Below are 22,741 nucleotides of genomic sequence, written 5' to 3' on the forward strand. Positions count from 1 at the left end.
GCTATCCTTTACTTTTTCTTGGTGTCCTTCTTCACAGGAGTCTTGGCCGCAGGCGCCGCCGCTGCCGGCTGCGATGCCGGCGTGGTGCCGCCCTGTACGCCCAGCGCGCCGCCGGTACCCAGGCCGCCCGCCACTTCCTGCGCCTTGTAATTGCGCACCGCTTTCACGAGCTGGTTGTACGAGTCCATGAAGGCGGCGATGAGGATTTTACCCTCAGGGGTGTTGGAATAGCCACCGGCGCCTGCGAAACCGCCCGCGAACAGGCCGCCGAACATGTTGAAGTCGAAGTTCTTGGCGCTGCCTTCGGCCGCTGCCAGCTGCACGCCGGAACGGTTGTCGATCATGATCAGCGTGGTGGCCGCCTCGTTCGATTTCATGCCGCCAGCGACCATGCCGGCCACGCTGCCGATCAGGCCGAAGCCGCCCAGTGCGCCGCCCACGCCCGAGGTGCCCTTCTGGCTGAAGGCGATGGTGGGGCTCATGGTGTAGTCGGCGGCGACCATCTGGCCCTTGCCGAAGTTGCTGCCGCCGCGCATTTCGCCGCTCTGCTGGATGTCGCGCTCCATGTTCATGTTCTTCAGCGCGGCACCGCGCTCGACCACCACGAAGCAGTTGGACTGCTGGATCATCATGCGCAGCACCGGCACGGTGGAACCCAGCTTGTACTGGGACAGCGCGTGGTACCACGGCGCCGACTGGTCTTCCACCACGCCCAGCGTGCCGAGCGGCTTGTCGCATTTTTCCAGCTGCGAGCTGGCGTTGGCGGCGGTAGCGCCGCCGGCGGCGCCGGTGGCGACCGTGCCGCCGCCGCCCAGCTGCGGCTGGGTGCCGGCACAGCCGGTCAAGGCCAGCGCGGCGATGGCTGCTGCGAGATATTTACCCTGGATGTGAATCGTCTTATTGGTCTTCATAGTGCTACTCCCCTGGTCGTTTGCGTGGGCAAAAATGCGCTTCATTTTAGTGCTGGGGAGTATATTTCAAACAACAAGTTAGATTCTATACAATTGTCACACTAGTAATTATATTTATCTATCAATCTTAGCGAGACGATAGGTCGCGTCTTTGCAGGCGCAGTACCAGGTTCTCGGGCGACATCACAAAGCCCATGATTTCCCCGGCCTCCGCGCCCGACGCGGTCTGCACGGCGGCGATGTCGTAGCGCGCCAGCACCATGGCCATGGCGATCTTGATCTCCAGCAGCGCCAGATAGCGCCCGGGACAGGTGCGCGGCCCGGCGCCGAAAGGCACGCCCACCTTCTTGTCGGCGGCGACGGCGCCCTGCGCGTCCGGCAACCAGCGCTCTGGATCGAATTCGGCGGCGCGCGGAAAATGGCTGTCCGACACCGTGTGGTGGCGCAGCACGCACCACACCAGGGCGCCCGCCTTCACTTCGATGCCCGCCACCGCCGTGTCGCGCAGCGCTTCGAGCGGCATGAAGGGCGCCACCGGCTTCAAACGCATGGCTTCCTGGATGCAGGCGTCCAGGTAGTCCAGCGCGTCCATCTGCCCGATGCTGAAGGCTGCGGGGTCCGGGGCGTGGCGCAGCACTTCCTCGCGCGCCGCCTGCATGGCGCGAGGATGGCGCTGCAGCAGGTAGAGCAGCCAGGCGATGGTGTTGGCGGTAGTGTCTTCCCCGGCCAGCAGCATGGTCGAGACATTGCCCGCCACGGAACGGTCGTCCACGCCGCTGCCCGGCTGGTCGGCGGCGGCGATCATGGCTTCCAGCAGGTTGCCGGGACGCGCCGCGCGGGCGGGATCGGCCGCCATGCGCGCGCGCGCCTGCACGATCAGCTCATCGACAGCGCTGGCCATGGCGGCCACCGAGCGGTCCAGGCGGCGGTCCTGCGGCAGCTTCACGTAGCGCCAGTAAGGGAACAGCGCAATGCTGCGGCGCGCGACGGCGGGCAGGATGTCGTCCAGGTGGCGCTGTATGGTGTCTTCGCCGCCGTCGATGGTGTTCACTTCGGTGCCGAAGGCCAGGCCGGCGATGATGTCCACCGTGTAGCGCTTCAAGTCCGCCGCCAGGTCGATTTCGCGGCCGTCCTGCGCGGCGCCGTCCCAGCGGCGCTGCAGGCGCAGCGCCACTTTCACCAGCGCGGGAAAATAGGCCTTGATGGCGTGCGGCGCGAAGCCCTGCATCACCATGCGGCGCTGGTTGCGCCAGTCGCCGCCCTCGGCCATGAACACGCCCGGCAGGCCGCCCATTTCGTCGGACACCCTGGCCGTCACGCCGGGGCGGCGGAAGCCGTCCGGGCGGTCGCGCAGGATGGCGGCCACCGCTTCGTGGTCGGCCACTACCAGCACTTCGGTGCGGCCGAAATACACGGGGAAGAAGCTGCCGTAGCGTTGGCACCAGCGCTCGATGTCGCGGTGCACGCTCAGCGGCCGCACTTGCAGCAGATTGCCGACCAGCGGCCATGGGCGCGGTCCGGGCAGCGACGAGATCCGGCGCAGCGGCGGCTGGCCTTCGGTGGACATAGGAAGAATAGTAGACATCCTGACATCATAGCGGATCGCGCACGCCGTTGGTATGGGCCGGCGCAGCGCCGACGCTGCGCCGCTGTCCGCACGGCAGGCGTAAGATCGGCGCATGGACACGCAAGCCACTCCTATCTTTGCAAGGCCGGCCAGGGCCGCGATCGCTGCCATCATCGCCTGCGCAGGCTGCAGCGCCGCTGCGGCGCAGAGCGCGGACGCCGCGCCTGTCGCCACCGTCACCGTGCCTTACACCCGGGACCCGGTGGACAAGTCCTACCGCAAGATGGTGCGCGGCATGGAGCGCTACGAACGGGCGCGCACGCTGGCGCCGCGTTCCTCGCTGCGCTTCCAGGTGTTGCCGCGCCAGCCCGGCGTGAAGCTGGACGGCGTGGCCTTGAAGGTGGTGGGCGACAGCATCGCGCTGCCCGTGCCAATGGGACCGGACCACAGTTTCACGCTGGAGCGCAACGAGCGGGCCTGGCGTGAGGATGCCGCCCTGGTGGCCAACCGCAAGACCAGCAGCATGACCTGGCGCGCCATGGTGCGCAGCATCGGCGTGCCGCCCGGTATGCGGCGGCTCGGCGATTTGCGGCTGGAGTGCCTGGTGGGCATGGAGGCGGGGCTGGTGTCGAACAATTCCGCGCTGTTCGGATGGCTGAGCGATATGCTGGCCGATGCGGACAAGGTGTGCGCTTCGCCGGAGGGCAATTACCTGCAGTTTGCGGACCGGCCGCTGTTCGGGGTGACGCTGCATGCGAACGGCCGCTCGGTGGCGCTGCCGTTCCGCGCCCTGTACGCGGGCGGCACGCAGACCGCCGCCACCCTGCCCTATTGCGACTGCCAGGTGCTGCTGGACCGCAGCTACTACGCGCCGATCTGGGACCGTGCCTGGCCGGACGATGCGCTGCTCAGTTTTGAGTATATGGACGAAGCCGGGCCGCCGGTGCCGCCCGGCGTGGCCAGCAAAGAAGCGGCGCGCGCGGCGCTGGGGGAGCCAGCGGCCGCGCTGCGCTTCGACAGCGGCTACGAGGTGTGGCAGTACCAGTATCCGCCCGCCTCGGGCCTGCCGAAGGGGGAGGACGGCAGGCCGCGGATGGCGGAACTGGTGCTGCTGTTCGACAGCGCCGGCACAACACTGCAATACCGGCGCCGCGAACCGTAGCGGTGCACGGCGGGTTACGCGCCTTCGGCGCTAACCCGCCCTACGGATCGCCAGGACGGCGGCACCGTGGCGCCGTGATGCATGCCGGGTTGCCAGGCCGGCGGCACCGTGACGCCGTGACGCCGTGATGCACGCCAGGTTGCCACGCCGGAGGCACCGTGGCGCCGTAATGGGTTGCCAGGCCGGCGGCGCGGTGACGCCGTAGGTCGGGTTAGCGCATCGCGCGTAACCCGACAGCGCCGCCTCAGTCATTGGCCTGTGGCGAATACTTATCCGCCTGTGCCTTGGCGCCCACGCCGTGGGTGCGCACGTCGTCCGAAATCGGCAGCATGGACGCGTCCCACGCTTCCCACTGCTGCTTCAGCTCAGCCAGCCGCTCCGGATGCTTGCGCGCCAGGTTGGCGCGCTCGCGCTGGTCCTGCTCCACATTGAACAGGTACTCATTCCCGTTGATCTTCAAATACTTCCAGTCGCCCGCCCGCACCGCACGCTGCGCGTTCGCCTTGTAGCGCCAGAACAGCGTGCGCTCGGCAGGCGGCTGCTCGCCCAGCAGCACCGGCAGCAGGTTCTGCCCGTCGGACGGATAGGCCGCATCCGGCTGCGTGCCCGCCGCCGCCAGCAGGGTCGGCAGCCAGTCCATGCTGATGGCCACCTGTTTGCTCACCTGCCCGCCCTTCAGCCGCGCCGGCCAGCGCACGAGGCCGGGCACGCGGATGCCGCCTTCCAGCAGCTCGGTCTTCTGCCCGCTGAACGGCCAGGTTTTCGAAAAACGCTCGCCGCCGTTGTCGCTGGTGAAAACCACGATGGTGTTCTCCGCCAGGCCCTGCTTCTCCAGCGCCTGCAGCACCCGGCCGATGGACGCGTCGAGCGACACCACCATCTTGGCGTAGGTGGCCAGGTCGCCGCCGTCGTAATGGAAGATGTTGTCGATCTGTTTAGCCACTTCCTCGTCCTTCGGGCCTTCCCATGGCCAGTGCGGTGCGGTGTAGTGCAGCGACAGGAAGAAGGGCTTGGACTTGTCCTGCTTCTTCACGAAGGCGGCGGCGCGCTCGCCCAGCAGGTCGGTGTAATAGCCCACTTCGTGCACCGCCACCTCGCCTTCGTACAGATCCTCCTTCACGTCCGGCCCCACGCCCGGCTTGTGGGTGAAGTAATCGATGGCGCCGCCGTAATTGCCGTAGAAGGAATCGTAGCCGCTTTTCAGCGGGCCGAAATTCGGCAGGGAGCCCAGGTGCCATTTGCCCACCAGCGCCGTGTTGTAGCCGGCCTTCTTCAGCAGCGACGGCAAGGTGGGATGCTCGGGCGGCAGGCCGACCGTTTCCGACGGGCCCGCGATCGGCTCTTCCAGGCCGCCGCGCAGGCGGTACTGGTAGCGGCCTGTGATCAGGCCGAAGCGCGTGGCCGAGCACACCGCCGAGTTGGAGTAGGCCTGCGTCAGGCGCACGCCTTGCGCGGCCAGCTTGTCCAGGTTGGGCGTGCGGAAATCGGTCTGCCCGTAGACGCTCAGGTCGCCCCAGCCCAGGTCGTCGGCCAGGATGAAGATGACGTTGGGCTGGTTCTGCGGGCGGCCCTTGCCGGCCGCCAGCGCCAGCGATGGTGCAACAGAAAGGGCCGACAGCCCTCCCAGGCCGGCAACGACGGCGCGGCGTTTCTTGTTGATGCTCATGTGTTCTCCTCGTTCAGAATTCGTGACGGGCTGTAACGCCCACGGTGCGCGGCGTGGCGATGACCGCGTTGTAGGAACCGAAACCGCTATTCCACATACTGGTGTAGTAGTGCTTGTCGAACGCGTTCTTCACCCACAGCGACACGTCCCACGCCGCGCCGCGCGTGGTGCGCAGGCCCAGAGAGAAATTGCTCACGCTGTAAGCCGGGATCTTCGAATACTCGGAGGCGTCCAGCGTACCGTAAGTGGCGGCGCGGTAGGAATAATTGGCGTTGTAATAGGCTTGCCGGCCTTCCCCCGCCGCGTGCGCGTACTGCGCGCCCAGGTTGCCGATCCAGCGCGGCGCGTTCACCAGCGCGTTGCGGCCGGACAGGTCGCAGAAGGTGGCGGCGCGCTCCGGCGGGCAAGGCGCGTTGCGGTAGTCCAGGTAGCTGGCGTCGTTGAAGGACCCGTTGGCGCGCAGCGTCAGCCCTTTCAGCGGCGTGGCGATGGCTTCGATTTCCAGGCCGCGCGTCCTGACGTCGCCCGCGTTGGTGAGATAGGAGCTGCGGCTGACCGGGTCATAAGCGTTGCTCTGATAGCCGTGCACCACGGTGGCGAAAAGGTTGCCGTTCAGTTGCAGGCGGTTGTTCAGCAAGCTGCTTTTCACGCCCAGCTCCAGCGCATTGGCGCGCTCGGTCCCCACCAGCATCGACGCTGCGCCGCCTGTGCCCGGGACGGCGAGGTTGATGCCGCCGGATTTTTCCCCGTGCGATAGGCTCGAATAGAGCAGCACTTCCGGCGTAGCCTTGTAGCCCACGCTGAGCAGCGCCGTGGGACTGAACTGGGTCAGGCCCAGGGTGCCGGAATCGTAGGCGCCGTAGCGGGCGTTGCGCGCGGCCAGCGCCGCCCCTGTGACCGGCGCGCCGCCGGTGGGCGCGTAGCGCAGCACGCGCGCGGTCTTGTCCTCGTAGCTGGCGCGCACGCCGGCGGTGACGTCCAGCTTGTCCGTGGCGTGCCAGGTGGACTGGGCGAACAGCGCGTAGCTGTTCACACGCAGCTGGCCGGGCGCGTCGCTGCTCAGGTTGGCCCAGGCGCCTGCCGGATTGCCGTTGTAGATATCGGCCAGCGGGCCGTTGACGGTGAAGGAGTTGTTGTCCAGCTCCTGGTAGTAGTAATAGGCGCCGAACACCGACTCCAGCGCCTGGCCGGACGGCGTGGCCCAGCGCAACTCCTGCGTGAACTGCTTGTGGCGCGCGGAGGCGCCCACGTTCAGGGTGACCGGTACCGGCAGGCCGTCGTCATTGCGCGGCGTGAAGTTCCAGTAGCGATAGGCGCTGACGGAGGTGAGCTTATGGTCGCCCGCCAGCGTCCAGTTGGCCTCGGCCGAAGCGCCGCCCTGGTGCACCGTCACGTGCGAGCCGTTGTCCAGGTTGACCGCGCGCTGGGCCGGGTCCAGCACCGGCGTGGCGCCCACCAGTTTGGCCTGCGCGATCGCGCGGCCGCTTGGGCCGGCGTTGTAGAAGACCAGTGTGCCGTTGTTGGAGTCTTCCTCGTTGTAGTCGGCGATCAGGCGCAGGCTGAAGTCGCGGTTCGGTTCATACAGGGCCTGGGCGCGGAATCCCTGGCGGTCGCCGCCCTGTACCTTGCCGCCGTCATACAGGTTAGTGATGTAGCCGTCGTCGCGCGTCTTGTAGGCCGACAGGCGGCCCGCCAGCGTGTCGGTCAGGCCGCCGGACAGCACCAGCCTGGCCTGGCCGTAGCCGAACCGGCCGCCGGACAGCTCGATGCTGCGCTCCGGGTTGAAGGTGGGCTTCTTGGTGGCGATATTGAGCACCCCGGCGGTAGTGTTCTTGCCGAACAGCGTGCCTTGCGGGCCGCGCAGCAGTTCCAGCTGCTGCACGTCGAGCGCGTCGAAGGCGGCCATGCCGGGGCGGGCCAGGTAGACATTGTCCAGGTAGATGCCGACGCTGCCTTCCAGGCCATCGCTGGCCGGATTGTTGCCCAGGCCGCGCACGGCAAAGCTCATCTGGCGGGCATGCACGTAGTTGATGGTGGTGCTGGGCAGCAGCTGCTGCAGATCCTGCACGCGGTAGGTGCGGCTGCCGTCCAGCGCATCCTCGCCCAGCACGGTCATCGGCGTGGGCACGTTCTGCGAACTCTCGACGCGGCGGCGGGTCGTCACCAGCACGCTTTGCACGGCGCCCACGATGACCGGCTCGGCGCCGCTGGCGGCGGCGGTGCCCACGCTGGCGGCCGCACCGGCAGCGGCTTCGGCCTGCACATCGGCGGCGGTTTCTGCTGCCGTTTCCGCTGCATCGGCGGCGGCATGCAGCGGCGCAGCCAGCGCCAGCACGGCCAGCGCGATGGTACTCAGTTGCGGAACCGGCCGCGATGGACTGCGGCTGGCGAGACGGTTTGCTGCGGATTTCTGTACCACGGTACTCCCCTTGTTTGAATTTTTGCGCAAGCGCTCCCCTGCCTGTGCGGCATGCGGCATGAAGGGCGCTGCGGATTGCTTTGTTATTTGTCGGCGAGCGCTTTTTCTGAGCGCGGAGTGCCCTGTGGGACCCATTCGTAAGGGACCGGCTGCGCGCGATAGACCCAGTTGGTCCTCACCTGCTTGCCTCCACCACCGACGGCTGAATTGCCGAAATAAGGACTGACGTATTCCCACACGATGTCGCCCTGCGGCGTCACCTGGAAGAAGCGGCCGTTCATGCCTTCGTCCACCAGCGTGTTCCCGTTCGGCAGGCGTCGTGCGCTGCTGATGAAGGCGCTGTAGAAGCTCCACTGGGTCTGGCTGGAATCGGCGGCCGTGTACTGCCACACGATCTGCTTGCTGACCGGATCGATCTCCAGTACCCGCGAATGCGGGAAGATGCCGGGGCTCACGCGCGGATAGCCCGCCTCTCCCTGGTTGTCGAACACCAGGAGGTTGCCCGCGCCGGGCAAACCCTTGGCGATCAGGTGCGCGTCGTGCGGGCCGATGATCTGGTCCACGGCGCGCGGTACCTTGGAGCCGGCAATGGCCTGGTAGTCCGGGCCCAGGTTCCACACCACCTTGCCGCTCTGCTTGTCGATGATGGCGATGAAGTTCGCCTCGCGGGAACCGATGATGATGTTATCGGGATGGAAGCGCCGGTCGCCCTGCTCGAACCACTTGTTCGCGCCCAGCACGGCCATATTGTTCACGTGCAGATAGTCCACCGGGCCGGCACCCAGGTGCGGCCGCGCCGCGCGCACCAGCTTCAGCGCCTCGGGCGTAAAGCCGAATTCCTCCAGGTGGTCGGACGCCACCCATTTCCACGCGATGGCGCCGGACGGCGTGACCTCATAAATCACATCATCGAGCACCTGTGCGGCCTGGAAGCCCGGCACGCTGTGCACCAGGTTGGCGAGCACCAGCGTGTTACCGTTGGCAAGGCGGCGCCAGTCATGGTGCTGCTTGGCCGCGCCGCCCGGCGCGCCGCTGCTGGCCACCGAGGCCGAACCATACGCTTCCTGTGCGCCGGCGCCCCATTGCCACACCACCTTGCCGTTCCAATCGAGTTCGCCGATGCTGGTGTTGCCCAGGCCATTGCCGGTGGTCTGCGCACCGGGCACGCTGCCCAGCTGCAGCAGGATGTTGCCCTGCTTGCCGCCCGCCAGCGCAGGCTCCAGCAGCAAAGGCGGAAAGCCCTCGTGCGGCCACTGGCGCACCTCGTTGCCGTTCATGTCGATCAGGTGGGTCTTCTTGTCCTGGCCGCTGAATACCACGTAGCTGTTATAGGCGCGGGCCGGATCGTAGCGCGTGACGCCGGTGGGGTAAACGCTGGGCCCCGCCATCGCAGCGCCGGCCGCCATCGCCAGCCAGGCGCCCGCCGCCGCAACCGTTCCCCATGCCGCACCTGCCTTCGCTACCGCCATCACCGCCTCCTTGTGCATCCCGCAATGTTGAAATTCGAGACTGCATCATAGGGAGGCGCGCGGCGGCGCACCACGAATCATTTTGCATAATATTATTTGGCGCCCCGGCATTAGCTCATAGCCAAATACATAGGTTCAGCGCGGCACGACCATCACAGGGCACAGCTGGTAAGGATAAGGATCGGCGCCGATGTGGGCCGGGTAGATTTTGCAGGCGGTGCCGTCCAGCGCCAGTCCGTAGCCTTGCAGCGTCTTCTGCGCCTCGGCCACCACGGCGCGGTCCAGCGCCGGCAAGTCCATGCGGTACTTCGGCTGCAGCTCCAGCGCGCAATGCTGCCCGCCCGGCGCGCCCGCCAGCGGCTGCATTTGCACCTGGAAGCGCACGCGCTTCAGTATGCGGTCCAGCTTCGCGCAGCCGGCCTCGCTTTCGGTCAGGCCCAGCATCTGCGCCAGCTTGAGCTTTCTCGGCACGCTGTCCTGCTTGTAGTTCTTGTTGGCGTAAAGCATGGCGTAATGCGGTCCCGGGCGGCTGGCGATGACGGCGTTGATGCGGTCCACGTGGGCCGGGGTGGAAGGGAAGCCCACCAGCGACACCACGCTCACCTCTTTCGGCATGAGCGTGGCCATCCAGCCCATGGGCGGATGCACGTGCGCGGTGAACACGATGGTGGACGCAGGCTGCGCAAACGGCGGCAGCTCGGCGCTGAAGCTCTTGCTGGCCCATGGCGCATGGCCCCAGGTAACGAAGGGGAACACCGCCAGCGTGGTGAAGGCCAGCACCCAGCCGCCCACGCGGCGTGCAGCACCCGGCGCAAGGACACGCTGCAGCAGCACCCACACCACCAGCGGCGCCAGCATCTCGATAGGGATCAGGTAGCGGTGGATGCTGAACAGCTTCATCCAGCCCAGGTAGCCCAGCGCGAAGAAGACCAGCACAAAACAGGCACGCGGCGCCAGCGCGGGCTTGCCATCGCGCCGCTTGGTCACGCGCACGAACAGCAGATAGGCGCACACGCCGATAAACAGCAGGTACACGATGGGCCAGATGGTCTGGCGCAGCGCCACTTCCGACACCCGCAGGAAGTCGAAAGTGAATACGATGGGCCAGAACAGCGCTTCGAGCGCGTTCTTGGGCAAGTGGAAGGCATCCATCACGGCCACTTGCTGCGCCAGCGGGCTGCGGAAGATGCCGTTAAATTGCGGGAACAGCGGATTGCCGAAAGCCTGCCACATCTTCAGGAGCCACCAGCCGGCCGTCACGGCGATGCCGGCCAGCGTGGCGACGCCGAACAGGAAGGCGAGGCGGAAGCGCAGCCACAGCGTGCCGGGCGCCACGGCGAAGGCGGCGCACAATGCCAGCGCATAGGTGGCATTGGTCAGTTTCAGGCCGGTGCCCAGGCCCATGACGAAGCCGGCGCCCAGCGCGGCCAGCACGGCGGCGCGGCTCCATTGCTGCAACTGGTCCCAGCGCCGCAGCAGGATGAGCAGCGCGCCCAGCACCAGCAGCGCGGTCATATTGTCGCCCATCGAATTGCCCAGCTCCGACAGGAAGCCGGCGCTGCATGCGCCGGCTATCCCCAGGAGCAGCGGTACGCGGTAGCCGCCGCCCTGGTCCGCACCCAGCACGCAGCGTGCGATGGCGAACAGCAGCACGAAGTTCAGCCCATGCAGGACACCGAACACGAAGCCGGTGACCGGGCCGGGGAACCAGGCGGTCATCAGATAGTACGGTAGGTCCAGCGTGGGGTTGAAATAGCTTTGCCACTGGCCGGGCGCAATGTCCACGCCCATGCGGCCGTTCAGCAGCGCGTGCGGGTTGTAGAGGTGATAGTTCTTCATATCCCAGCCGTCGTCCTGGCCCAGCATCAGCGACATGAGGCCGAACAGCAGCGGCACCAGCACTGCGGCAAGCATGGGGGCGCGCGGGCCGGACAGCGCCCGGGTGCGGCGCGCGAACCAGGCTTCCAGGGCAACGAGGGGCCGTAACAGCAGAGAGAGGGAAGACGTCATGGTCTAACAGCAAAAAATCGGGAAGGTGGCATTATAGTGCGTCCAAGCAGCAGCCTTGCCAGAAATGCAAATCAAACAGGGGCTTGGCAAATCGAAATTTGGTTTGTATAATTGCGGGCTCTTGGCCTGGTAGCTCAGTTGGTAGAGCAGAGGATTGAAAATCCTTGTGTCGGTGGTTCGATTCCGCCCCGGGCCACCAAGAACATCGTTCACGCAACGCCCACTCATGCAAGTGGGCGTTTTTGTTTCTAGCATGCAGTGACTGCCGGCTTATGCGACGCACAAGACAGCACACATGGTCGCCTTCAAGAGCTCCTCATCATCGACGAGTTCCTTATACTGCGCGTATGGGCTCAGGACAACGTTCCCGCAGCTGGCCTGGGCTTATCGCCGCACGCCGCGCAATCGCCTTCCCGGCACGCCAAAGTATCTGACCGCTGATTGCCGGCCCCGGGCGTTTTCCATGGTAACGAGGAAGTGCCTTCCATATGCAGCATCAGTTCCGAACCGAACTTGAAACGAGCTTATATCTTCCAGCTTAACCCCGTGCTTGGCACAGAACTCGGGAAGTACTTCCCGATAGAGTAAAACTGCACGGGCGAGACTGGGGGACGCAGGCGAGCCCGTAGTGGTCGCTCTGAGGAAATCCACGAGAATGTACCCCTCTTTCGAGGCAGCCGCTTCGGCAAAAACATCCATCGCATAATATCCCACCAGAAGGCCGATTCCACTCGCAAACGAATCAGCGAAGTTATGTCCGATGGCTTTAATCGTTCCGAGCTTCGTCGTCATATCTTTCAAGTCATTGATCGAACCCAACTGATTGCCCAGATGTGCGCAGTGGCACTCCGCTCACTGTAGCACAGCCCAACCCAGCCTTGAACGCCCGCTTGTTACCTGATGTAATAAGTAAAGTAAATCACCGGACATTTACAGCCCCCGGCGTGTGCAATACGCTGGCGATGTCCGTGGGCAAGCCGCCCGCCTTACTCTGGAGTTCTCAATGAAAAAGACCATACTCGCCGGCCTGCTGGCCGCCGCCGCCAATCTCGCCACCGCCGGCACCGTGCTGGTGGTGGTGTCCGACCAGGACAAGCTGGACCTCAAAGACGGCAAAGTCATGCAGACCGGATTCTTCCTGAACGAGCTGATGGAGCCGGTCCAGGCCTTCATCGCCGCCGGGCACACCGTCGTCTTCGCCACGCCCAGCGGCAAGGCGCCGTCGGCCGACCAGAAGTCGGACGATGTGAATTTCTGGGGCGGCAATGAAAAAGCGCGCCAGGAAAGCAAGGCCTTGCTGGCCACGCTGAAATTGACCGCCAAGGCGGGCTCGCCGGCAATCAGCTTGGCGCAGGTGAAACGCATCGGCTACGACAAGTTCGACGCGGTGTTCGTACCCGGCGGCCACATTCCGATGCAGGACCTGCTGAAGAACAAGGACCTGGGCGAGCTGCTGACCAGCTTCCACAACAATGGCAAGGTGACCGGGCTGACCTGCCACGGCACGATCGCCCTGCTGTCCACCATCCCGGACGCGCGCGGCTACGTGGGCAAGCTGGAATCGGGCCAGCGTCCGCAGCCTGCGCAGTGGATCTACACGGGCTACAAGATGACGGCCTTCACCAACGAGGAGGAGGAGCAGGCCAAGGGCTACCTGAACGGCGGACAGATGAAGCTGTTCCCGCAGGACGGCCTCGTCGCGGCCGGCGGCAACTTCGTGGAAGCCAAGGCCTGGAGCGAAAATGTGGTGGAAGACCGCGAGCTGATCTCCGGCCAGAATCCGCAGTCGGCCAAGGCGGTGGCGCTGGCCATGCTGAAGAAGCTGCACTGATCCACAGGCCGGCTCTCGCCGCTCACGCCGCTCAAGCCGCCACGACCTTGAGCGGCGGCGGCTGGGGATCGTTGCCGCCGGCGGGGCCGGGCAGCTGCCCGTCAAACCGGAAGCCGCTTGCTTCATGCACCGCCCATGCGCCCTCCCCCAGCAATTGCAGCACATGGGTGTGGTGACGCAGCACGGCGGGGCGGTGGGCGATGCTGATCAGGGTGGCGCCGCTGCTGCGCAGGCGTTCATAGAGCGAGGCTTCGTTGCCGCTGTCGAGCGCGCTGGTTGCTTCGTCCAGGATCACAATGCGCGGCGCATGCACCAGCACGCGGGCGAAGGCCAGCCGCTGCTGCTCGCCGACCGACAGCAGCTTTTCCCAGTCCTGCACTGCGCCCAGGCCGCCCACGCGCTCGGCCAGCTGCGGCAGATGGACCTGCTCCAGGATCGCGAGCAACTGCTCGTCGTCCAGGCTGGACTCCGCGCTCGGGTAAATCAGCTGGCTGCGCAGCGTGCCGGGCTGAAGGTAGGGCTGCTGAGGCAAGAAGAAAACGCTGTCCAGTGGCGGATGCTGTATGACCCCGCTGCCGGTGTGCCACAAACCGGCGATGGCGCGCAGCAGCGAGCTCTTGCCGCAGCCGCTGTCGCCGGTGATGAGGAGCGCGTCGCCCGGCCGCAGCGCCAGCGTCAGCTCCTTGATGAGCACGCGTTCGGAGGCCGGCGGATGCAGGGTCAGCGCTTCCAGCGCGATGTGCTCGCCCGGACGCAGCTGGATGCGCGGGTGCGCGCCGTCCGGCTCGGCCTCGGGCTGCACGCCGGGCAGCACCAGGTTGGACAGCACTTGCAGCCGGCCGATGCCCGCCACGAAGCGGCTCAGGCTCTCGAAATTGTCGACAATCACCGCCACCGCTGCGAGCACGGCTGTAAATGCACCGGCAGCCTGGATGGCCCGTCCCACTTCCAGTTCGCCCGACAAGACGCGGTCGGCCAGGATCACGCCCGGCAGCACCAGCGTGAGCTGGCTGAAGGTGCGCTGGAACAGGTTCAGCGAGCGCTGCTTCCTGATCAGCCGGGCAAAGTTGTGAAACACCTTCTCGAACTTGCTGTCGATGTGCGCGCGCTCCTGCGCCTCGCCGCGGTAGAAGGCGATGGATTCGGCCTTCTCGCGCAGGCGCATTAGGCTGAAGCGGAAGTCCGCCTCGCGCCGCAGCTGCAGGAAATTCAGGTGGATCAGCGGCGTGCCGAAGACGTAGAGCGCTACCACGGTGCCGATCAGCGCATACGCCGCCAGCACGCCCACCAGCAAATGCGAGATCGACCACAGCACCGCGCTGAACGCGACCAGCTGCATGACGGAGCCTAAAAAGATCAGCAGGAAGTGGATGGACCGGCCGGTGAAGGTGTTGATGTCTTCGCTGATACGCTGGTCGGGATTATCGATTTCACTGTCGGAACCCAGGTGGTAGTACTTGCGCCCTTTGAGGTAGCCGTCCAGGAAACGGCCGGTGAGCCAGCGCCGCCAGTGATTGGCGAACAAGTCCCGCATGTAGTAATAGAACGCATAAATCGGCACGGCGAACGCAAGGACGAACAGGCAGGCGCGCACCGACGTCCAGAAGCGGTCGCCGTTTTTGGCGGCCAGCGCCGAGGTCATCTCGCCGGCCTGGTTGTTCAGCATGACGGCGAACTTGGTCTCGGCCAGCATCAACACGATCAGGAGTGTCAGCAGGAACCAGGCCTTCTTTTTTTCTTCGCCCAGCCAATACGGCTTGGCCACGCTGACGAATTGCCGCCATGCGGCGAGCGACAACAAGGGAACACGGCGTTTTCTCGCCGGCGGCGCCGGGATCTCGCTGGTGGGAGCGGCCGTGCCGCTCTTGCTGGTGGAGTGAGGCGTGCTCATAGTTATACCGCAGTCTTAGCCAAGGATGGAACGTTAGATTCGGCATGCCTCGCTGCCGGAATCACACGCCAAGAATACGGCGAGGCACGAGGCCGTTCAGTGCGGAAACGGACATAAGAACGGTTATCGCCAAAAAAATGACACGGAGCCATCCTGGGCTGCTTGCTGAATCCGGTCAGTCCAATTAACATCTGGCTAGACCAAATTTTCCGGCTGCGGCCGCGCCCTTTCATGCATATCTTGCTCCCTTCAGCCGGCCGGGCCGCCATGGCGCTGCTGGGCGCCGCCCTGCTCTGGCTGGCCCATCCGGCAAACGCGGCGGCGCAGCCCGGCGCCGCCGGCGAACTGCGCTTCGACTTCACCGGCCAGCCTGCGCCGGGCGCCGTGCGCGTATCCTGGAACAGCCAGGCCAACGCGCCGCTGTACGACGCCGCGGCCGGCTACGGCTTCGTGGAGCGCACTGCCGCAGTGCCTGCCCGCCCCGTGCACACGGCGGAAATCCGCAGCGACGCGGGCGGCGCCCGCATCAGCGAGCCGCGCTTTGACGGCGACGCCGGCAGCGACCACCACAACAACTACGGCATGGCCTTCCGCGTGAAGGCGGCGCCGGGCGCCTACGCCATCCGCGTGCGCACCACATCGGACGCCGCCGACACCATCGTCTCCGTCAGCGGCATGCAGGCCAGCCGCCTGAATCCCGGGGTGTTCTGGGACGCGGCCGGCCTGCTTCCCAACCGGACCACGGCGGCCTGGGAGGGCAAGCAGTGGTCCTTCCGCTATGCGAACGGGCGCGGCTACATCGACATTGAAATCGAACCGCGCAAGACCAATGTGCCGGTTGGCGTGGCCGAGATCAGCATCACCCCGATTGCGGCGCAGGCGCGCCCGGCCAACGCCCTCCCGACCATCTACACGCTGGGCGATTCCACCGTCAAATCCTATACCTTCGATGAAGCGCCCATGAGCGGCTGGGGCCAGGTGTTCGGCCGGCTGTTCGACCAGCAGCGCGTGCGCGTGGTGAACTATTCCATGGGCGGGCGCTCCTTCCGCAACGCCTACGCGGAAGGCCGCCTGAACGACTTGCTGCTGCACGCGCACGCGGGCGACTACCTGTTGATCCAGTTCGGCCACAACGACGAGAGCACGGACGAGACGCGCCGCTGGGGGCGCGGCGCCACCGAGGACATGTACGAATCCATGCTGCGCGACGTCTACCTGCCGGCGATCCGGGCGCGCGGACTGGTGCCGCTGCTGGTAACGCCGATGTCGCGCGTGAACGGCGCGCCCAAGCCGGGCGAACCCTTCCAGAACTCTTTCCAGAAAAGGCGCTTCCCGGAACTGATGAAGGCCATCGGCGCAGCGCAAGGCGTACCGGTGCTGGACCTGAACAGCCGCAGCGTGGCCTACTACAACGAGGCCGGTGCGGCCGCCATCAGTGCCATGATCATGTCGATCGAGGCCGGCGAAACGCCGGGCAAGACCAACGACGGCAGCTACGCCAACGGACACCCGGCCAACAAGATCGACGGCACGCACTTCAAGGAGTCGCTGTCGAAGCAGTATGCGCGCCTGGTGGCGGACGAACTGGCCCGCCTGGCCAGGGAGGGCGACCGCACGGCGGCTGGCATCACCGCCTATTTCCACCCTGCCGTGAAGGCAGCGATAGACCGCCGCGACTGGTCCGGCGTGTATCCGGAGATTGCGCGCGACATCGCCGGCGGCGAGAACGCCTATTACCGCAATCAGATCGAGAAGCTGCTGCAGCTGGGCGCCCTGCGCACCGACGCGGACGGCAACTTCCGCCCCGCTGCCATCATGTCCACGCGTGAATTCGTCAACGCGCTGTGCACCCTGATGCGCACGCCCTGCGGCGCGCTGGCGGACTATGGCGACGGCCCCTTGCGCCGCGAGGTGATGGGCGCCATCCTGCATGACGCCTACCGCGAAAAATTCCGCGCCAAACCAGCCTACATGACGGACTACAACGGCAAGACCGCCGTCACCGGCACGCCCGGCTACGACCCCAACCTGGACAGCGGCGCGCAAGGCGCCATGTACTACCCGCTGCTGCGCTGGGAGCAGCTGGCCGATCCCGCCTATGCCGACAAGCTGCGCGCGGCCTACGAATTGGGCCTGATCCGGGCGGAATCGGGCATCGCGCGCGGGCGCATGGTCAATGGCCGCGCGCTGGAGCCTTCAACGCCGGTCAGCCGCGCCAAGGCGGCCAAGGCGCTGTACTTCATGTGGGTGCTGGCGCAGCCGCCCAAAGCGGAGAACGACACGCTCGCGCCGCATTGAAACGGGGCGCGTGCCGGGAGGTGTGACTCGGTGCGGCGATGGTCCGTCCGGCACGGACAGCCAGGGTTCTTATTTCTGCTGCGCGGCTCGGGCGATGGCATCCGCCACCAGGCGCACCGATGGCAGCTGGCCACGGCGGTGCGGCATCAGTAGCGTCGTGGTCACCGTGCCGGCCCGCCACCCGGGCAGCACGCGCTGCACGCGGCCCGCCTCCAGTGAGGCCTGGACCATGCGCTGCGGCAGGCAGGCAATCCCCAGCCCGGCTTCGGCAGCGCGCAGCAGCACGCTGGATTCATCCGCATGCATGCGCGGCGCCAGCCTAACCTCCACTTGCTCGCCCGCGTCGCTCTCCAGCCGCCAGGCACCGCCGTGCATGGTGCTCATCAGGCCGTCGTGGAGTGCCAGGTCTTGCGGAACCTGCGGCACGGCACGCGCGGCCAGGTAGGCGGCGGACGCCACCAGCAGGACGCACTCGGTGGCCACGCGCCGCTGCACCAGCCCGGAGTCCGGCAATGGCGCGAAGTGGTCGCGCACGGCCATGTCGAAACCTTCCTGCACCAGGTCCACCGCGCGGTCGGTGACGTGCACCGAGACCTGCACCCTGGGATGCGCCACGGCCAGCTCGACCAGCACCTCGCCCAGCATGGTCTGCACCGTGGGCACGGACGCCGTGATCCGCACTGCGCCGCTGGGCTCGGCCAGCCGCCCTTTCACCACATCCTCCGCGGCCTGGGCCTCGATCAGCATGGCCGATGCGTGGCGATAGAATTCCTGTCCTAATTCCGTCACGGTGAAGCGCCGCGACGTGCGCTGGATCAGGCGCACGCCCAGCTCCGCTTCCAGTGCCGCCAGCCGCGTGGAGAGCGTCGATTTGGGCAGGCCGCTGTGCCGTGCCGCCTGCGCAAAGCCGCCCTGGTCCACCACCAGCACAAAGTAAAAATAGTCGTTCAGGTTTCGCATTTATCGTTCAGATCCACGTACGCTCCATCCATATTTTGCCATCTTTTCGCTCATCGTTCAGGTACGTATATTCCCCTGCTCAACCACACAGGAGAAATCACATGGAAACAGTTATTTTCTACGGCGTACCCAGCGGCTGCTCGCTGGCCTCCGTCATAGCATCGGAGTGGCTGGGCCAGCCTTACCGCCTGGTCCGCATCGAGATGATGGAGGAGTGGCCCGCGCGCTTTGCGCAGGTGAACCCGCGCATGAAGACCCCTGCCATGCTGACCGCGCATGGCCACACGCTGACCGAAAGCCTGGCGATCCTGCAGCACATCGGCCAGCGCGGCGCCGCGCAAGGACTGGGCTTCGCGCCGGGAACGCATGACGCGGACCGCCTGGCGGCGATGCTGTCCTACCTGGTGACGGATCTGTTTGCAGCGTTTGCCCCGCTGTGGGCTTTGTACGACGCCGGCGTTGACGACCCGGTGGTGAAACAGGTCCTGCGCAAGCATGGCGAAGACCACGTGCGCAAGGAGTACGCCTATCTCGACGCCCTGCTGGCGGACCGTGAGTGGCTGCTGGACGGCGGCAAGCCGACCGTGGCCGATGCCTACCTGTTCGCCATCGGCCGCTGGGCGGAATACCACAAGGTGTGCGTGCTGGAAGGGAGCTATCCGAACGTGGCGCGCTACATGCGCAAGCTGGCGGACGATCCGGCGGTCCGCTTCGCGCTGGAACTGGAAAAGAGCGGCAATGCGGCCGGCGGCAGCGGCAGCTGCCTTGGCCATGTGAGCCTGGCGCAGCTGGACATCCCGCAGGCCGCAGGCATGCACGCGCCGCTCGCGGCGTAGGCCGGACGCCCGCGCGCGGCGCGGCAGCGGCGGCTAGCGTTGCAGGCTGCCGTCCGCGCGGGCGAAGAGGTGCCGCACCAGGTGCCCCTTCCACATCCATAATCCCAGCAGCACGATGGCGGGGAAGAAGCCGTAGCGTATCGAGGCGGCATAGTTGTGCAGCTCCTCGATCGGCCCGTAGATGTAGCCGGCGACCGGGATCGCCAGCAAGGCATGGGTCCAGCGCAGCAGCGCACGTTTGGTGGATTCGCCCATCATGCCGCCGCTCCCGCCGCCACCTGCTCCAGCTGGTTGAAAAAGTTCTGCCAGCCGTACTGCGCGCCCTGGTAGGCCTGTTCCTGGTCGAGCCGGAAGCCGGCTTGCTCCATCCGCAGATGCGTGCCTTTGCTGGTCGCGTCCAGGGTCCAGGTGACGACGGTCTCCACGCCGTAGGCGGACCAGGTGTAGGACAGCGTTTTCAGCGGATCGACTTCTTCCACCCGGCAATCGACCGAGCCCCAGTCCGCATTGAACTGGAAGCGGTGGCCGGCCACCGGCTGGAAATCGCTTTTCATCAGCCACGCTTCAATCAGATGGGGCTGGGTGAGCGCGCGCCAGAGCTTTTCGGGCGGATGCGGGAACTCGCGTTCGACTACGACGGTGCGGAGTTGTTGGGCAACTTGGTTCATTGGTCCATCCTTTTCAAGAGGTCATCAAGATCGTCGAACCGGCCTTCCCAGAAGCGCGTCATCTGGTTGGTCCAGTCCAGCAGCGGAGCCAGCGCGTTGAGCTGCGCGCTGTAGTGCGTCTGGCGGCCCTGGTGCCGGTCCAGCACCAGGCCGGCCTGCTTCAGTACCGCGAGATGCTTGGAGACGGCGGGCTGCGAAATCTGCGCGTGGCCAGTCAGCCCGCCCACGGTTTGCTCGCCGCCCGTGCACAGCTGTTCAAAAATGGCGCGCCGGGTCGGATCGGCCAGTGCCCGGAAGAGCGCGTCGTGTGCGTTGTTGTGCATGTTATTCATAGCCATCGAGTTATGGATTAAGTATAGCCAGCTGGTTATGGGTCGTCAAGAGAAAGCTGCGATGCTGGAATTGATATAGCGTCCGCCAAATTTGTTATTAGACCGGCGCGGCGCGGCGGCCTACCATCGCTGCACTGCCTTTGCCGAGAGAACAATAATGAAGAGACTCCTCACCGCGCTGAGCCTGGCAGCCAGCGCGCCGATCAGCCTTGCCGCGCCGCCGGTACAGGCACCGGTCCAGCTCACCGTGGATGCCGCCCGCGTCACGGGCCCGATGACCCCGATCTGGGCCTGGTTCGGCTACGATGAACCGAACTACACCACCGCCCCCAACGGCAAGAAGCTGCTCAGCGATATTGCCGCCCTGAGCCCGGTGCCGGTATACGTCCGCGCGCACAACCTGATGACCTCGGGCGACGGCAGCTACGCGCTGAAATGGGGCTCGACCGGCATGTACAGCGAGGACAAGGACGGAAAGCCGGTCTACAACTGGACCATCGTCGACCAGATCTTCGACACCTACGTGGAGCGCAAGATGAAACCGCTGGCGCAGATCGGCTTCATGCCGGAAGCGCTGTCGCAGCGTCCGCAGCCCTACCAGCACCGCTGGAAGCCGGGCACGCCCTACCAGGAGATCATGACAGGCTGGGCCACGCCGCCCAAGGACTACGACAAGTGGGCCGAACTGATCTACCAGTGGGTGACGCACTGCGTGGCGCGCTACGGCCGGCAGGAGGTGGAAAGCTGGTACTGGGAAGTATGGAACGAGCCGGACGGCCACTACCTGATCGCGCCCGACACCAAGCTGGAATACTTCAAGATGTACGACTACGCGGCCGACGCCGTCAAGCGCGCGCTGCCGACCGCGCGCATGGGCGGGCCGCACACGGCCGGCGCCGGGCGCTTCATGGACGACTTCCTGCAGCACGCGCTGCACGGAACCAACTTCGCCACCGGCAAAACCGGCTCGCCGCTGGACTTCGTGGCCTTCCACGCCAAGGGTTCGCCCAGGGTGGCCGGCGGCGTGGTCCAGATGGGCATGGGCATCCACTTCAAGCGCCTGGACCAGGGCTTTGCGCTGGTGGAGAAATATCCGGAACTGAAAGGCGTGCCGGTAATCATCGGCGAATCCGATCCCGAAGGCTGCGCCGCCTGCGGCATGCAGACCAACCCGGAGAACGCTTACCGCAACGGCACGCTGTACGCGAGCTATACGGCGGCCTCGATTGCGCGCGAATACGAACTGGCCGCGCGGCGCGGCGTGAACCTGGTCGGCGCCGTGAACTGGTCGTTCGAGTTCGAGGATCAGCCCTGGTTCGCCGGCTTCCGCGACCTGGCCACCAACGGCGTGAACAAGCCGGTGCTCAACGTATTCCGCATGTTCGGCATGATGCGCGGCGAGCGCGTGGCGGTAGGCGGCGACCAGGCTTACGACGCGGCCGCCATCATGGCCGGCGGCGTGCGCGGCGCGCGCACCGATATCAATGCCCTGGCCAGCAAGGACCGGCACAGCATTGCCGTGATGGTGTGGAACTACCACGACGACGACCTCCTCGACGCCGGCTCGCCGGTGGAACTGCGCATCGCCGGCATCCCCGCCGCGCAGGTGCAACTGCGCCACTACCGCATCGACAACGACAACAGCAATTCCTACAGCGCGTGGCAGCGCATGGGCTCGCCGGCCAGCCCGAGCGCGGCGCAGGTGGCGGAACTACAGAAGGCCAGCGAGCTGGCGCAGCTGGGCGCGGCCAGCACGCTGCCCACACCGGGCGGCAAGGCCACCGTCAGGATGCAGCTGCCGCGCCAGGCGGTGTCGCTGGTGGTGCTGGAATACTAGCCCCCGCGCTTGGTGATGACGACTTCCAGGTATTCGGCCGGCACCACCAGGGAGGCGCCGCCTGCCGTGTTGGCGCTGTCCAGCAAGGCGGTCAGATCGCGTTCCAGCGCCAGCTTGCCGGGGTCGTCCAGGGCCGCGAACGCCTTGTGCACCGGACCGTAGAAATCGCGGAACACTTGCAGCCAGTGCGCGGCGGAGGCGTAGCGGAAGTTGAACATCTTGCGCTGCACTTCGAAGCGCTCCGCCTGTTCGCCGAACAGCTGGCCCAGGTAATCCTCGGTGCCCCACAGCCCGGGCGGCTTCACGCCCGCCGGCGGCGGCACGTGCTGGCCTATAGTCTTGAACAGCTGGCCGATGAAGCCCTGCGGCGTCCAGTTGGCCATCCCGGCGCGCCCGCCGGGGCGCAGCACGCGCATCATTTCGCTGGACGACTGGACGTGGTTGGGCGTGAACATGATGCCGAAGGTGGACAGCGCCACGTCGAAGCTGCCGTCGGCAAAGGGCAAGGCTTCGGCGTCGGCCTCGCGGAACACCACCGCCAGGCCTTCGGCGGCGGCGCGCGCGCGGCCTTTTTCGAGCAGCGCCGGCACGTAGTCGGTGGAGGTGACGTGCGCGAAGCGGTGTGCGGCCGCCAGGGTAGCATTGCCGTTACCGGCCGCGATGTCGATCACCTCTTCGCCGGCGCGGATATCGGCCGCCTCCGCCAGCGATTCGCCGACAATTTGCAGGGTCACGCCGATGATGGCGAAGTCGCCGCTGGCCCAAGTGGCTTGCTGGCGTTGCTTGATCGCGGAAAAATCGGGCGCTGGCGGGCTGTCGGCTTGGCTCATGGCGTTCTCCTGGCGAATGAGATTCAGTATAGGCGCTGCGCGCAGCGCCGCTGA

The 22,741-nt window shown here is 66.1% G+C and carries 18 protein-coding genes and 1 tRNA gene; 6 read left to right on the forward strand and 13 right to left on the reverse strand.

Features of this window, described 5'->3' with window-relative positions; genetic code table 11:
- Positions 1-8: 8 nt before the first annotated feature.
- A complete protein-coding gene (locus ASC94_RS27110) occupies positions 9-911 on the reverse strand; it encodes a CsgG/HfaB family protein (RefSeq protein WP_056403709.1) in 903 nt (300 codons plus the stop codon).
- Positions 912-1,038: 127 nt separating this feature from the next.
- Positions 1,039-2,496, reverse strand: a complete 1,458-nt coding sequence (locus tag ASC94_RS27115; protein WP_229417428.1) for a cytochrome P450 — start codon at positions 2,494-2,496, stop codon at positions 1,039-1,041.
- Positions 2,497-2,590: 94 nt separating this feature from the next.
- On the opposite strand from ASC94_RS27115, the gene ASC94_RS27120 reads away from it, so the two are divergent.
- The gene (locus tag ASC94_RS27120; protein ID WP_157201611.1) at positions 2,591-3,640 is read left to right on the forward strand and encodes a hypothetical protein; all 1,050 of its coding nucleotides are present in this window, start codon (positions 2,591-2,593) and stop codon (positions 3,638-3,640) included.
- Between the two features lie 244 nt (positions 3,641-3,884).
- Here the strand turns inward: ASC94_RS27120 and ASC94_RS27125 are convergent, their stop codons facing one another.
- From ASC94_RS27125 to ASC94_RS27140, 4 genes are all read right to left on the reverse strand, one after another.
- Positions 3,885-5,306 carry a sulfatase gene (locus ASC94_RS27125; protein WP_082616878.1) on the reverse strand — a complete coding sequence of 474 codons (1,422 nt, stop codon included), beginning with the start codon at positions 5,304-5,306 and terminating at the stop codon, positions 3,885-3,887.
- Positions 5,307-5,319: 13 nt separating this feature from the next.
- Positions 5,320-7,725 (reverse strand): TonB-dependent receptor, encoded by a 2,406-nt coding sequence (locus tag ASC94_RS27130; RefSeq protein WP_229417429.1) that lies wholly within the window; start codon positions 7,723-7,725, stop codon positions 5,320-5,322.
- 83 nt (positions 7,726-7,808) lie between these two features.
- Complete coding sequence (locus ASC94_RS27135) at positions 7,809-9,194, reverse strand: aryl-sulfate sulfotransferase (RefSeq protein ID WP_056404334.1); 1,386 nt, start codon at positions 9,192-9,194, stop codon at positions 7,809-7,811.
- Positions 9,195-9,329: 135 nt separating this feature from the next.
- On the reverse strand, positions 9,330-11,204 hold the full coding sequence (locus tag ASC94_RS27140; protein WP_157201612.1) for a glycosyltransferase 87 family protein: 1,875 nt from the start codon (positions 11,202-11,204) through the stop codon (positions 9,330-9,332).
- A 123-nt stretch (positions 11,205-11,327) separates the two neighbouring features.
- Between ASC94_RS27140 and ASC94_RS27145 the strand changes: the two genes are divergently transcribed.
- A tRNA-Phe gene (locus ASC94_RS27145) sits at positions 11,328-11,403 on the forward strand.
- 185 nt (positions 11,404-11,588) lie between these two features.
- Here the strand turns inward: ASC94_RS27145 and ASC94_RS27150 are convergent.
- Positions 11,589-11,996 carry a hypothetical protein gene (locus ASC94_RS27150; protein WP_056403717.1) on the reverse strand — a complete coding sequence of 136 codons (408 nt, stop codon included), beginning with the start codon at positions 11,994-11,996 and terminating at the stop codon, positions 11,589-11,591.
- 211 nt (positions 11,997-12,207) lie between these two features.
- On the opposite strand from ASC94_RS27150, the gene ASC94_RS27155 reads away from it, so the two are divergent.
- Entirely contained in the window at positions 12,208-13,035 is an 828-nt protein-coding gene (locus ASC94_RS27155) for a type 1 glutamine amidotransferase domain-containing protein (RefSeq protein WP_056403720.1), read from the forward strand.
- Positions 13,036-13,066: 31 nt separating this feature from the next.
- On the opposite strand, the gene ASC94_RS27160 is transcribed toward ASC94_RS27155, so the two are convergent.
- Positions 13,067-14,926 carry an ABC transporter ATP-binding protein/permease gene (locus ASC94_RS27160; RefSeq protein ID WP_082616881.1) on the reverse strand — a complete coding sequence of 620 codons (1,860 nt, stop codon included), beginning with the start codon at positions 14,924-14,926 and terminating at the stop codon, positions 13,067-13,069.
- A 231-nt stretch (positions 14,927-15,157) separates the two neighbouring features.
- Here ASC94_RS27160 and ASC94_RS27165 point away from each other — a divergent pair, with 231 nt between their 5' ends.
- Positions 15,158-17,224 carry a GDSL-type esterase/lipase family protein gene (locus ASC94_RS27165; RefSeq protein WP_082616882.1) on the forward strand — a complete coding sequence of 689 codons (2,067 nt, stop codon included), beginning with the start codon at positions 15,158-15,160 and terminating at the stop codon, positions 17,222-17,224.
- A 69-nt stretch (positions 17,225-17,293) separates the two neighbouring features.
- On the opposite strand, the gene ASC94_RS27170 is transcribed toward ASC94_RS27165, so the two are convergent.
- Positions 17,294-18,184, reverse strand: coding sequence for a LysR substrate-binding domain-containing protein (locus ASC94_RS27170; protein WP_056403726.1), 891 nt, complete (start codon positions 18,182-18,184; stop codon positions 17,294-17,296).
- A 101-nt stretch (positions 18,185-18,285) separates the two neighbouring features.
- On the opposite strand from ASC94_RS27170, the gene ASC94_RS27175 reads away from it, so the two are divergent.
- Positions 18,286-19,020: a glutathione S-transferase family protein gene (locus ASC94_RS27175; RefSeq protein ID WP_056403729.1), complete on the forward strand. Its 735-nt coding sequence runs from the start codon at positions 18,286-18,288 to the stop codon at positions 19,018-19,020.
- A gap of 33 nt (positions 19,021-19,053) precedes the next feature.
- Here the strand turns inward: ASC94_RS27175 and ASC94_RS27180 are convergent, their stop codons facing one another.
- The 3 genes from ASC94_RS27180 to ASC94_RS27190 are packed head-to-tail and all read right to left on the reverse strand — an operon-like array spanning position 19,054 to position 20,020.
- Positions 19,054-19,278 (reverse strand): hypothetical protein, encoded by a 225-nt coding sequence (locus ASC94_RS27180; protein ID WP_056403732.1) that lies wholly within the window; start codon positions 19,276-19,278, stop codon positions 19,054-19,056.
- Complete coding sequence (locus tag ASC94_RS27185; RefSeq protein ID WP_056403735.1) at positions 19,275-19,688, reverse strand: SRPBCC domain-containing protein; 414 nt, start codon at positions 19,686-19,688, stop codon at positions 19,275-19,277. Before ASC94_RS27185 ends, ASC94_RS27180 begins: the two co-directional genes overlap by 4 nt.
- Positions 19,685-20,020 (reverse strand): helix-turn-helix transcriptional regulator, encoded by a 336-nt coding sequence (locus ASC94_RS27190; protein ID WP_200955845.1) that lies wholly within the window; start codon positions 20,018-20,020, stop codon positions 19,685-19,687. The genes ASC94_RS27185 and ASC94_RS27190 overlap by 4 nt, the downstream gene beginning before the upstream one ends.
- Before the next feature lie 157 nt (positions 20,021-20,177).
- On the opposite strand from ASC94_RS27190, the gene ASC94_RS27195 reads away from it, so the two are divergent.
- The gene (locus ASC94_RS27195; RefSeq protein ID WP_056403742.1) at positions 20,178-21,857 is read left to right on the forward strand and encodes a beta-xylosidase; all 1,680 of its coding nucleotides are present in this window, start codon (positions 20,178-20,180) and stop codon (positions 21,855-21,857) included.
- Here ASC94_RS27195 and ASC94_RS27200 read toward each other — a convergent pair.
- Positions 21,854-22,687, reverse strand: coding sequence for a class I SAM-dependent methyltransferase (locus ASC94_RS27200; protein WP_056403745.1), 834 nt, complete (start codon positions 22,685-22,687; stop codon positions 21,854-21,856). The genes ASC94_RS27195 and ASC94_RS27200 overlap by 4 nt on opposite strands.
- Positions 22,688-22,741 lie beyond the last annotated feature (54 nt).

This window comes from Massilia sp. Root418 (assembly GCF_001425265.1).
Classification (GTDB): domain Bacteria; phylum Pseudomonadota; class Gammaproteobacteria; order Burkholderiales; family Burkholderiaceae_D; genus Rugamonas.